The organism is Pseudoalteromonas arabiensis (assembly GCF_001550155.1).
GTDB lineage: Bacteria > Pseudomonadota > Gammaproteobacteria > Enterobacterales > Alteromonadaceae > Pseudoalteromonas > Pseudoalteromonas arabiensis.
In genome coordinates, this window is sequence record NZ_LRUF01000021.1 from 328630 (window position 1) to 340784 (window position 12155).

The following is a 12155-nucleotide window of genomic DNA, read 5'->3' on the forward strand; positions in this document are numbered from 1 at the left end:
CCACCTCAAGATGCGAGTTTCAGTTGGAATTAAAAGCGATTTAGGCAAGGCATTGATCGCAAATAATAGTGGTTCTATTGTTAAAATCAATAACGCAGTATAAATCGCTTTTAAACCACATAAATATGCGAATCTAGAAGCAAAAAAAAGCCATGACATGCATGGCTTTTAATCACTCATAAGCACATTATGCTTCTTTGCTTGCTAGGTACTCAGTGTATGTACCTTTAAAGTCGATAATTTTGCCGTCTTTGATTTCCCAAATACGGTTAGCAAGTGATGATACAAATTGTCTATCGTGTGATACGAACAACAAAGTCCCTTCGTATGCTTCAAGTGCTAAGTTAAGCGCTTCGATAGATTCCATATCCATGTGGTTGGTTGGTTCATCCATTAATAAGATGTTTGGTTTATGCATCATAATTTTGCCAAACAACATACGGCCTTGCTCACCACCTGAAATAACTTTTACTGACTTTTTTATGTCGTTTTGTGAAAACAGCATACGACCTAAGAAACTACGAACAACTTGCTCGTCGTCACCTTCTTGTTGCCATTGTTCCATCCACTGGAATAAGTTCATATCTTGTTCGAACTCGTCAGCATGGTCTTGTGCGTAATACCCAATATTAGCGTTATCTGACCATTTAAATTCACCTTGTTTTGGTGCTAAACGACCAGCAAGGGTATTTAACAGTGTTGTTTTACCAACACCGTTCTCACCGATAATCGCAATACGCTCACCTACTTCAACTAAGCCTTCAAGGCCACTGAAAAGCATGTTATCAAAACCTTGCGCTAAGTTTGTTAGCTCTAAGGCATTACGGAATAGTTGCTTTTCTTGCTCAAAGCGAATAAATGGGCTTTGACGCGAAGATGCTTTAACTTCTTCAAGCTGAATTTTATCAATTTGTTTAGCACGTGATGTCGCTTGCTTTGCTTTTGAAGCGTTTGCAGAAAAGCGCGATACGAACTGTTGAAGCTCAGCAATTTGGCTTTTCTTCTTCGCGTTTTCGCTCAGTAGTCGCTCGCGAGCCTGTGTTGCAGCAAACATATACTCGTCATAGTTACCAGGGTAAATACGAAGCTCGCCGTAATCGATGTCAGCCATGTGTGTACAGACTGAGTTTAAGAAGTGACGGTCGTGCGAAATGATGATCATGGTGCAGTCGCGCTGGTTTAACACGTCTTCTAACCACTTAATAGTGTAGATGTCCAAGTTATTGGTAGGCTCATCGAGTAGCATGATGTCTGGATCAGAAAACAGCACTTGTGCAAGTAACACACGCAGTTTAAAACCCGGTGCGATTTCAGACATAGGGCCGTAGTGTTGCTCAGTGCCAATACCAACACCAATCAGTAACTCACCTGCTTTTGCTTCTGCTGAGTAACCATCCATTTCGGCAAACTCAGTTTCAAGGTCTGCTACACGCATGCCGTCTTCTTCGCTCATTTCAGGTAAGCTGTAAATACGGTCACGTTCTTTTTTTACTTCCCACAGCTCTTTATGACCCATGATTACCGTGTCGATTACAGAAAACTCTTCGTAAGCAAACTGGTCTTGGTTTAGTTTTGCAACACGCTCGTTTGGATCTGTACTGACGTTACCTGAAGATGGCTCAAGCTCGCCACTTAGGATTTTCATGAAGGTTGATTTACCACAGCCATTCGCACCGATTAAACCGTAACGGTTACCATCGCCAAATTTTGCTGAGATATTTTCGAATAAAGGTTTAGCACCAAATTGCATGGTGATATTAGCTGTACTAATGATAGCGGTACCCTCCAGCGGGTAAAAAAGTAAAACGAAACTGTATGCAATTTTAAACTAAAGCCGCTTAGCACGCTATGAAAGATTGTTTAAAACAACCTAGTCATTTTACAACTTAATTAACTAGGTCTATCTTTAGTGAACATGCTCACTTTTATAAGTGAACGCGCTCACTTTACAATTACTTTAAATAAAACAAGATAATAGCTATGGGCAATCATAATAAGACACATCAACATATTCTAAATACTGCATGGCAGCTTTTCGCAGAGCATGGATTTAATGATACGTCTACACGTCAAATATCTTCTGCTTGTGGTGTTGCTGTCGGTACTTTGTTTAAACATTTTGAGAGTAAGATCGCGATTTTAGAGGCATGCCTTGAATTGAGGTTTAATGATGTATTAGAGCGCGCTAAAGAAACCGATATTCATCGCCCTCCCCGATTGAAGATCAATCATTACGCACAATACTTTTACCAATTTTATTGCTTACATCATCAATTTTACAAAGTGCTATTTAGTGAACGTTTATTTTCTAAAACATTTCAACAACGACATATGGAGTTAATTCAAACTTTAGTGTTTTCTGAACAACCACAGTTTAATAAAGTAAAAGCCGCTATCTTGTTGGACTGTTACTTTATGACCCTTATTTATGGGTTAAGTGCTGAAATCCCTAATACCAAACTAATGCTCAGAACGTTGAGTCAGAAAGTGTCTATTTTTTAACTAGAGTAAGCCATTGATAATTCAACATAGTGAACCTAAAATGAATAAATTTTCCTCACAAAGGGGGGCTTTCATGATTTTTTTTCACTTTTTCATATATTTTAGCTTTGATATTCTCATTCTTTTAGTTAATTTAGACCTATTAGGGACAACAATTAAACAAGGTACTTTATGAAAAGAACACACGCTGCCATTTTTCTCGCTGGCTTAACGATAATCCCAACAGCAAATGCCATTGAGATTTATAAAGATGAAACAAACAGTGTCACTTTTGGCGGCTTTATTGATGCAAGAGTAATTAACACTCAAGGTGAAACCGAAATTGTAAACGGTGCATCGCGCATTAACTTTGATTTTAAACGACAATTAAAAAATGGCTGGCAAGCTTTTGCACTACTTGAATGGGGTGTAAACCCTGTTGGTAGCACAGACATAATTTATAATAACCGCTTTGAATCAATTCAAGATGAGTTTTTATATAATCGATTAGGTTATGTAGGACTAAAACACGATGACTATGGCCAAGTAACAATAGGAAAGCAATGGGGTGCATGGTATGACGTGGTCTACAATACAAATTATAGTTTAGTGTGGGACGGTAACGCTGCAGGTGTCTATACATACAATAAAGATGATGGTGCGGTAAATGGAACAGGCCGTGGTGATAAAGTACTGCAATACCGTAACACTTGGGGGAAATTTCATGTCGCATTGCAAGCTCAGCTGAAATCGGATGACTTTTATACCTGCGACATCGCGGATATATCTCGCAGTTCATGCGAATTATTATTTGAGCAAGGTAATCCTGCAGCGCAAAATGTTGAGTTTAACTCGACTTATGGCGCAGCTGTTACCTATAGAGCAACGGATAATCTAAAACTTACTGCCGGTTTTAATAGAGGTGAATTCGATATTGTTTATGCAGATGGCCGTGATCAGCTTGTTACCGATTTAATTTACGGTGTAGGTATAACATATGGTGACTTTTACAAACCTGGCTGGTATGCCTCTGCCAATATCAATAAAAATGAAAACCACGATACAGATAATTTAGGTCGTTTGATAAAAGATGCTGTCGGTTTAGAGTCTATCCTAAGCTATCGCTTTGATAACGACATTCGTACTTTTATTGCTTATAACGTATTTGACGCAGGTGATGATTACGTAATTCAACCTAACTTTAACGCCGACCCACAAGATGTATTTAAACGTCAATTTGCCGTGATAGGTGCGCACTACTTTATGGCTAAAGATACTATTTTGTATATAGAAGCTCGTAAAGATTTTAGTGACTTTTCGAGTAATGACGCTGAGCAAGAAGCTCAAATGTCACAAACAGAAGATGATGGTATAGCCATCGGATTTAATTACACTCTGTAAATAGTAATTAACGCTTAAGCCCATCTAGGTGGGCTTTTACCTACCCTATTTTATGTACTGCTCAAATATTTTGCTTTTTGGTCGCAATACCAATCAATAAACTAATTTTGGTTACATCAATTTCAAGCATTTCATTTATGCTCTTTTACTGACTAACACAGGTTTCATGTTATGTTTTATTGTGTCTACTGAGTAACTCACTCAACTCTTTCTTGCTTTGCTCAGGATTTTTGCCCGCAGTATCTATGACTATACGTGCTGTTTCCCACAAATGATAATCTCTTGAAATCACACTTTCCCATGATGGAAGTAAAAGATTCCGAATATCTGTTTGCCTGTTTTCTACACGTTGTCGATGTTCGGCTTTATTCGAGCAGATAACTTCAATTTCTATATAGGGTGATGAAGCTTTATTTGCTACGTTTATCCACCCTTCTCGAGATTCCAAAACTAGATTTGTTGAGTCAGCTACAACACAAAGGCCGCTTTTTAGATTTTCTAACGCAAGAGCAAAAGCTACCTTGTAACCTTCGTCATGTAGCTTGTTAAAACCACAGTTTTTTAATTCTTGCTCAATAGTATCAATGCGAATATGAACTGCGCCCAAGGAAGAAGCTAAAAACTTTGAAAGTTCAGTCTTACCTGTTGCGGGTAGACCGCCAAGGATATATAACATATAGTTTATGGATTCCTCCGTGAAACACAAAGCCGTGAAATCGGCTAAAAAGTTGACCATAAGTTGTAAAGCACGTACAAAGCCGGCTATTTTATTTACGCATATACAACCTTGGTGTAACTACGATTTTGCCGATTCTCTCCATTTATCTATAGCAATAGATAAATCAAATTCATTTCTAAAGTTTGATTTCCTATGTAAATAGGAGTCTGGGGAAAAAGATATACCACTTGCCAGTTCATCAATAAAAGTACGACCAATTGCATTAAATGAAGCTATTTCAGCTTGAGTTAATTCAATTTCAACTGTAAAAATACCAACACTACCGCATACAACTGACAGGTACATGTTTTTTTCATTTTGAAATAATAACCATGACCAACTTTGTTCATCTAAAACTATCACTCAGACCCCAGCAGCTAAAACATGATTATAGAAAGAAAATTGCGCTTTTCGACCGCATTTAAGCTCGAATTCTTATTGGTTTATTTTTAGCAAACTTGCTAATTCATTACCAGTGCAATTGAAATTCAACAGCCTTAGCTTTTATTTAAGGGAAAACGAGTAATAGGGTCGTTTTATTAACTATGTGAGTGATGAAACTTAAACTGTATATATACAAGTTCCGGTTAATTGTTAAAGCCAAGCTCATTGAGCCCTACTTTGATTATAGTTATTTTAATTCAAGGCTATGCTGAGGTTTAAAGCAAACAAATATAGTATGATGTGTTCTTATATGTATTAATAACGTTAATGACTAATAAAGTGAATAATCACGTTCTACTTTAGCAATACGCGTTGTAAACGCGCTGTACCATTTATCTTTGCCAAGCTGCTGCGCATTTAAGTGCTCCACGTTTTGTTTCCAGGCTTTGATGGCATCTAAGTTTTGCCAATACGATACCGTAATACCCAAACCATCACGAACAGACTCCATGCCTAAATACCCTGGTTGTTGCTCTGCGAGCTCCACCATTCTATTCGCCATTTCTTCATAGCCAGTGGTATCGTCAGATAAGGTATTAGTGAAAATCACGGCGTAATAAGGCGGTTTTGGCGTATTCACTATCATAATGATTACTTCCCTCTACTTGGTTCAAAACCATCATAACATGGAATCTCTGCGTCAAACGTATCCCAGTTTGCTTTAGAACTTACAAAGTTATGGCTAATGGGACGCTCGTTTAAATCGCTATCTAACAAACCTAAGCGAATACGTAAACGGCTTGAATCGTCTTTATTCTCGCTATATACCGGTGAGCCACAGCAGCTACAAAAATAGCGAATTCTGCCGGGTTTAAATTCAAAGGCACTTAGATGCTGTTGCCCTTCTGTGAGGTTAAAACCATCTCGTTGAATAAAGCCATTGGTTGCGTAGGCTGTGCCTGAATTTTTACGACATAACGAGCAATGGCAATGAATAATTGAGTCTATGCCACCAGCAATCGTTACTTTTACTTTTCCGCACAAACAACTTCCTTGATACATAGCCCCTCTCAGGTTTGAAGATTAATAGCCGCGATGCTTCCAAAAATCAGTGGCAGTGCCTTCGGCTTCCTTTAATAAGTTAAAGGATTTATCAGCAATTATATGGCCATTTAACTCAATAGTCATGCGCCAAATACCTACTTTATTACAAACAGGTGCCCATATCGTATCACCTAAGTAAAACTGCCAATCGTTTGTTTTAATGTACTGCTCGCCTTCAAATGGTGGCATGATCTCGCCATCTTCATCGGGGATATCTGGGTGGTAAACGCAAAATTTAATTTTTTGTCCTTTGGCTTTTTTAATATTAACAATAAAACCAAATTCAATATCTAACTGTGCAGGAACGTCTGTTGTAAATTCGGTGATTTGAGGCAGGTCTTTCTCTTTTGCATCCCAATGACTGTAAATGCCGTAACTTTCAATACTGGTAATTGCTTTGGCCTTTGCCATAGTTGCTAGCGCTCCTTTTTAAAAATGAGGCGCTATTTTATAGTAGCAATTCTAGCAGAACAAGATTGTACTATTATAGTAATTAGCTAACGTATTTTATCCAGTGAGCGTCATGTTGTACAAAGCCGCATTTATTTAAAAGCTTAATACTTGCGCTGTTATTTGAGTCAACTAAAGCGACCACACTGTTTAGTGGTGTCGTTACAAAGGAAGTTAGTTTTTCAAACAGCATATCTAGTACCTTTTGCATTATTCCTTTGCCAAAGTATTGCGATGACAATTCAAATCCCAACATGCCCTGCCCGTTTATTATGTTAAATATGCCTACACTGCCAATAACTTGCCCACTACTTCGTAAAACAATAACTAAACGAATGCCTTGTTGATTATAAAAACGTTCTATGTCGCCTTGAATAAAGTCATACACGTCACCTTTCGTTATGTCAGCACCGTAATCATTAAACGATTGTACTCGGGGATCTCTTAAAATATCCCATATCGCTTGGCAATCTTTATGACGAATGGGGCGTAAGTCAAAGGCTAAGTCATCGTGGCTTGACACGTTAATTTCTTCTTTTTGCTTTATGAGCTAGCATTATTGTCTTACTATAAACGCAATTTCAAGCAATTAGATTAAGTTCGATGAGTGAAGAATTTAAAGTAATTCAACCAACCACCACAGTTTACTGTAAAGAGCGTGGCGAAGGCTGGACCTTAACAGGGATCACTAGTCTTGATGAACACACTTCTGTGATGTTCGATGGCGTTAGGTATACCTTACCGGCCCGTGAAATTGTTGAGGTATTATTACCACAACAACTCGAGCGCGAGAAAAACCAACAATAAAAAAAGCCAGCATCAAGCTGGCTTTTTCGTGTTTAAGATTAACGTAATGCGTTAATACGCTCATCAAGAGGTGGGTGCGATGAGAATAACTCGGCAACACCTTTACCGCTTGCAATACCAAACGCCATCATTGAACCTTCTAGTTGTGATGGGTGGTTTTGTTTTAAACGCTCAAGGGCGCTACGCATTTTATCTGCACCTACTAATTTAGCTGCACCGGCATCCGCAGAGAATTCGCGTTTACGGCTATAGTAAGCAACAATCACACTCGCTAGCACACCAAATAGCACTTGGAAAATCATATCGAACAAGAAGTAAGTCCAGCTACTACCGCCCTCTTCTTCATCACTATTTAGGAAATTATCAACAATACCTGCCAATACTTTCGCCATAAAGATAACAAAGGTATTCACTACACCTTGGATAAGGGTAAGCGTTACCATGTCACCATTTGCAATGTGTGACACCTCATGAGCCAATACCGCCTCCGCTTGATCTTGGTTCATATTGTGTAATAAACCTGTGCTCACAGCTACCAGCGAGTTGTTCTTACTTGGGCCTGTCGCAAACGCGTTCATTTCAGGGCTATCGTAAATAGCCACTTCAGGCATCGCGATACCTGCTTTTTTCGCTTGCGCTGCTACCGTCGAAACTAACCATTGTTCTGTTTCAGAACGAGGTTGTTCAATCACATGTGCACCGGTTGATTTTTTTGCCATCCATTTCGACATAAATAACGAAATAAACGAGCCACCAAAACCAAATACGGTTGAAATAACTAAAATGCCGCCTAAACTGCGATGGCTAATACCCAGTACGCTCATCACAATAGACAACACAATACCTAACACTAGCATTACCGCTAAGTTAGTCAGTAGAAACAAAAATACACGCTTCATAAAAACCTCAGAATAAACATACCAATTGTATTAACTAACGACATGGTTAAAAATCGTTAGTTAATAAAATTATCTGGGTGTTCTACCAACTCAGTTTAGGGCTTATGCAATTGGTTGCAAGGAACTAATTGCAACCAATTGTGACAGAGTATGTCAAAAGTAACAACTCAATTATTATGGGTTAATAGATAAAGTTTCAAGTAAGGTTTTGTAAATTTTTAATTTAGGGGTGCCGTCTGTATATGGACTAATCGCTAAAAGCGGGAAAGGTAATGCTGATTTTAATGTTTCTAAATTGGCGTCTTGCTCACGCATGTTAGGGTCTACATGATTTGCAATCCAACCCACACAATTAACACCTAGCGCTTTAAAATGAGCAGCTGTCAGTAATGCATGATTAAGGCAACCTAGTTTCATACCCACTACTAAAATCACATCAAGCTGCTGTGATTTAACCCAATCACTGAGCAAATCGGTTTCGTTGATAGGTAAACACCAACCACCTGCACCTTCTGTAAGAATATAATCGGTATTGAGTGCTCTTACATTCGCATAAGCAGCATCGAGCTTGTCAAATGTCAGTCTGTCGCCTATCTGGGCAGCTGCAATATGCGGTGCAATGGGTGGCTCATAGGTGAAGGGGTTAACAATGTTGTATTTTACCCCAATTGATGAGCTTTCCATTAAGGTTAACGCATCATCATTAACTAGCTGCCCAAATGCTTCTTCTGCACCTGCTGCAATGGGTTTAAAACCAACCGCACGCTGCTTATGTTGCGCCAGTAAGTTTAATAATAAACTGGTGACATGGGTTTTTCCTGCATCGGTGTCTGTACCCGTGATAAAAAATTCTTTCATTTTTGAGTTAATTCTATTTTTCTAGTTCTAAAAGGACAACTTGATAGCTCACTCTAGCATGCCCATCAACCAGAGGGTATGCCTTACAAACACGATTAAGTGCCTGCCTCGTTAATAACCCTTGGCGTTTTTGCTTAGTTTGCAATGATGTAGCGCCAATAGCTTTAATAGAACGCAGCGCTTCTATGGGTGAGTTATAGGTATCTATATAACACCTATCGGCTGCAAAATTGGGTTTAAACCCCGCCAATTTTGCATACTCGATAATGTGACTAGCACTATGAAACTGATTAATATGGTTTTGCTCGTCTAAACAAGCGAATGCCTGTTTGATCTCTTTGAGCGACCCATCCACAACACAGCTTAAATAAACCTTACCGCCAACTTTTAGAGAATAAAAAAGACTTTTTAATAGCGCTTTTAAATCCCCAGACCATTGCATTGCAAAATTACTAAATACGCAATCAAAGGAATTTTGCTGTAAAGGTAAGTTATCCATATCAGCACACACTTTTAAACAACGCGAGTCTTGATCTGTGCTTAGCATAGAATGACTTAAGTCCATTGCCAGTACAGTATCAAAATGTGTTTTAAGCATTGCCGTGTTAACTAAAGGCCCTGCACCTAAGTCAAGGCAAGTACCTTGCTGATACTTGTTTGCCATCATTTTGAATAAGTGTGCAGCCGCTTGTTTTTGAACACTGGCATGACGCGCATAATTTGCAGCCGCTTTAGAGAACTTAGTTTGTGTTGTTAGCTTATTACTGTGTTGAACACTTATAGGCGCTTGTAGTTGAACACTCATAAACACTCCACTAGCGAATCAACCAACTGTTTTATATCGTCAGGTTGATGCGCGCTACTTAAGGTGATCCTCAGTCGTGCCGTATTAAAAGGCACCGTGGGCGGTCGAATAGCGGTTAACCATACGCCTTTATCTTTAAGCTTATTAGCAACGGCAAGCGTGTGTTCTGCATCGCCCAATACCAAAGGCTGAATAGCCGTTGTTGATTCCATTAATGCTAAGTTATGCTCTTTGGCAAGCGCTTTAAAGTAAGCAATATTTTCTGAAAGCTGAGAGCGTTTCTTATCCGCTTTTAATAACTTTTCGAGTCGCTCAAGAGTACAACTTGCCATCAGTGGTGACATCGCCGTTGAATAAATGTATTCACGATTAAACTGCAGCATATAATCAACCATCTGCTCTGATGCAAGCAGGCACGCACCACTACTTGCAAGTGCCTTTCCAAAGGTGATAATCAATAAATCGGGCTTGATTGCCTCACAACTTCCTAAACCTTGCTCACCTAAGACACCAAAACCATGGGCATCATCAATCATCAGCCAAGCATTGTATTGTTTAGCAAGTTTACACAGGGCTTCAATGGGAGCTTTATCACCATCCATCGAAAACACCCCTTCACTCACAATAAGCTTATGCTTAGCTTTTGACTTTTGTAACCGAGATTCTAAATGCTTAAGATCGTTGTGATTAAACCGCACCATAGCAGCGGCAGAATGAAGGCCACCATCAATTAAGCTGGCATGATTGAGTTTATCTTGAAAAATTGCAGCTGATTGCGCCACGCTTTTATCTTGAAACAATGCTTTTAATACGCTGCTATTAGCACTAAAGCCGCTGTTAAATAACATAGCGCTTTCATAGCCTAATAATTCGCACAAACGCTGCTCAAGCTGTTGCTGTGGTTTATTATAACCATTCACTAGCGCTGAGCTATGGCTACCTAGTTGCTGCGCTTGTATTTCGATAAAATCATCCGCAAAGCCAAGGTAGTCATTACTGGCAAAATTTAAATATTGTTTACCAGCAACTTCAATAAAGCGCCCGCTTGATTGCTCTACAAGTTGGCGCTGTCTCAGTAATGCATCGGCTTGGCGCTCGATAAGATGCTCGGCAATAAATTCAAAAGCCATTTAAATGTTACGCTTCGTAAAATAGTTCTGATGTTGCTTTATCGGCAACTTTTGATGAAAGTGATGCTGCAACCGCTTCATCGGAATAATCTTCACGGGTTTCTGGGTTCATGCCTAATTTTTTAATCAGCATCATGTCAGCGTCTGCTTCTGGGTTTTCTGTAGTCAGTAGTTTATCACCGTAGAAAATTGAATTAGCGCCGGCAAAGAAACACATAGATTGCATTTGCTCATTCATCGCCGTACGACCCGCTGATAAACGAACATAGCTTTTCGGCATCATAATACGTGCAACTGCGATAGTACGAATAAACTCAAAATGATCTAAATCTTCGACATCTTCAAGTGGCGTACCTTTCACTTTAACCAACATATTAATTGGCACACTTTCTGGCTGTTGCGGCAAATTAGCTAATTGCATTAATAAACCAAAACGGTCAGCTGCCTGCTCGCCCATACCAACTATACCGCCAGAGCACACTTTCATGCCGGCATCACGCACGTTATCGATAGTGTTTAAACGGTCTTGATAAGTACGTGTTGTAATGATCTGTTGGTAATACTCAGGTGATGTATCTAGGTTATGGTTGTAGTAATCAAGGCCCGCGTCTTTTAAAGCATGGGCTTTTTCGTTATCTAGCATGCCAAGTGTCATACAGGTTTCAAGGCCAAGTTCTTTAACCTCTTTTACCATTTTTGAAATATAAGGCATGTCACGTTCTTTCGGATCAGACCACGCAGCGCCCATACAAAAACGGGTTGCGCCTTTTTCTTTGGCAACACGCGCTTGCTCAACCACTTTTTCAACTTCCATTAAGCGTTCACGGTCTAAGTCTGTTTTATAATGACCAGATTGAGGGCAATATTTGCAATCTTCTGGGCAAGCACCGGTTTTAATCGATAATAAAGTAGAAATTTGTACTTCATTTGGGTTGAAGTTTTCACGATGCACACTGGCCGCTTTAAATAACAAATCATTGAACGGCATTTCGAATAATGCTTTTACTTCTTGGTGAGTCCAATCGTGACGGACAACTGCGAGCTCCATAATAGTCTCTTTTTTAAATTATTGGGACGGTTAGATTGGCTTAGTCTACGAGTTGACGTAACATTGTCAA

15 protein-coding genes are annotated in these 12155 nt (G+C 39.3%); 3 read left to right on the plus strand and 12 right to left on the minus strand.

Annotated features, from left to right (window positions below):
* Positions 1-187 precede the first annotated feature (187 nt).
* Positions 188-1774, minus strand: coding sequence for an ABC-F family ATPase (locus PAARA_RS11120; protein ID WP_083515305.1), 1587 nt, complete (start codon positions 1772-1774; stop codon positions 188-190).
* 206 nt (positions 1775-1980) lie between these two features.
* Between PAARA_RS11120 and PAARA_RS11125 the strand changes: the two genes are divergently transcribed.
* On the plus strand, positions 1981-2502 hold the full coding sequence (locus PAARA_RS11125; protein ID WP_062569101.1) for a TetR/AcrR family transcriptional regulator: 522 nt from the start codon (positions 1981-1983) through the stop codon (positions 2500-2502).
* 171 nt (positions 2503-2673) lie between these two features.
* Positions 2674-3882 carry a porin gene (locus PAARA_RS11130; protein WP_062569102.1) on the plus strand — a complete coding sequence of 403 codons (1209 nt, stop codon included), beginning with the start codon at positions 2674-2676 and terminating at the stop codon, positions 3880-3882.
* A gap of 169 nt (positions 3883-4051) precedes the next feature.
* Here PAARA_RS11130 and PAARA_RS11135 read toward each other — a convergent pair whose 3' ends face one another.
* From PAARA_RS11135 to PAARA_RS11160, 6 genes are all read right to left on the minus strand, one after another.
* On the minus strand, positions 4052-4558 hold the full coding sequence (locus PAARA_RS11135; RefSeq protein WP_062569103.1) for a P-loop nucleotide/nucleoside kinase family protein: 507 nt from the start codon (positions 4556-4558) through the stop codon (positions 4052-4054).
* Between the two features lie 120 nt (positions 4559-4678).
* Positions 4679-4963: a hypothetical protein gene (locus tag PAARA_RS11140; RefSeq protein ID WP_062569104.1), complete on the minus strand. Its 285-nt coding sequence runs from the start codon at positions 4961-4963 to the stop codon at positions 4679-4681.
* Positions 4964-5315: 352 nt separating this feature from the next.
* Positions 5316-5630: an antibiotic biosynthesis monooxygenase family protein gene (locus PAARA_RS11145; protein ID WP_062569105.1), complete on the minus strand. Its 315-nt coding sequence runs from the start codon at positions 5628-5630 to the stop codon at positions 5316-5318.
* Positions 5631-5635: 5 nt separating this feature from the next.
* Positions 5636-6046 carry a GFA family protein gene (locus tag PAARA_RS11150; protein WP_062569106.1) on the minus strand — a complete coding sequence of 137 codons (411 nt, stop codon included), beginning with the start codon at positions 6044-6046 and terminating at the stop codon, positions 5636-5638.
* A gap of 21 nt (positions 6047-6067) precedes the next feature.
* Positions 6068-6499, minus strand: a complete 432-nt coding sequence (locus tag PAARA_RS11155) for a DUF3859 domain-containing protein (RefSeq protein ID WP_062569107.1) — start codon at positions 6497-6499, stop codon at positions 6068-6070.
* An 82-nt stretch (positions 6500-6581) separates the two neighbouring features.
* Complete coding sequence (locus tag PAARA_RS11160; protein WP_062569108.1) at positions 6582-7061, minus strand: GNAT family N-acetyltransferase; 480 nt, start codon at positions 7059-7061, stop codon at positions 6582-6584.
* Positions 7062-7141: 80 nt separating this feature from the next.
* Between PAARA_RS11160 and PAARA_RS11165 the strand changes: the two genes are divergently transcribed.
* Entirely contained in the window at positions 7142-7345 is a 204-nt protein-coding gene (locus PAARA_RS11165) for a hypothetical protein (protein ID WP_062569109.1), read from the plus strand.
* Between the two features lie 38 nt (positions 7346-7383).
* Here the strand turns inward: PAARA_RS11165 and htpX are convergent, their stop codons facing one another.
* From htpX to bioB, 5 genes are all read right to left on the minus strand, one after another.
* Positions 7384-8244, minus strand: a complete 861-nt coding sequence (htpX, locus tag PAARA_RS11170) for a protease HtpX (protein WP_062569110.1) — start codon at positions 8242-8244, stop codon at positions 7384-7386.
* A 174-nt stretch (positions 8245-8418) separates the two neighbouring features.
* On the minus strand, positions 8419-9102 hold the full coding sequence (bioD, locus tag PAARA_RS11175; protein ID WP_062569111.1) for a dethiobiotin synthase: 684 nt from the start codon (positions 9100-9102) through the stop codon (positions 8419-8421).
* Between the two features lie 13 nt (positions 9103-9115).
* Positions 9116-9907 carry a methyltransferase domain-containing protein gene (locus PAARA_RS11180; protein WP_062569112.1) on the minus strand — a complete coding sequence of 264 codons (792 nt, stop codon included), beginning with the start codon at positions 9905-9907 and terminating at the stop codon, positions 9116-9118.
* Positions 9904-11037 carry an aminotransferase class I/II-fold pyridoxal phosphate-dependent enzyme gene (locus PAARA_RS11185; RefSeq protein WP_062569113.1) on the minus strand — a complete coding sequence of 378 codons (1134 nt, stop codon included), beginning with the start codon at positions 11035-11037 and terminating at the stop codon, positions 9904-9906. Before PAARA_RS11185 ends, PAARA_RS11180 begins: the two co-directional genes overlap by 4 nt.
* Positions 11038-11044: 7 nt before the next feature.
* Complete coding sequence (gene bioB, locus PAARA_RS11190) at positions 11045-12085, minus strand: biotin synthase BioB (RefSeq protein ID WP_062569114.1); 1041 nt, start codon at positions 12083-12085, stop codon at positions 11045-11047.
* Positions 12086-12155 lie beyond the last annotated feature (70 nt).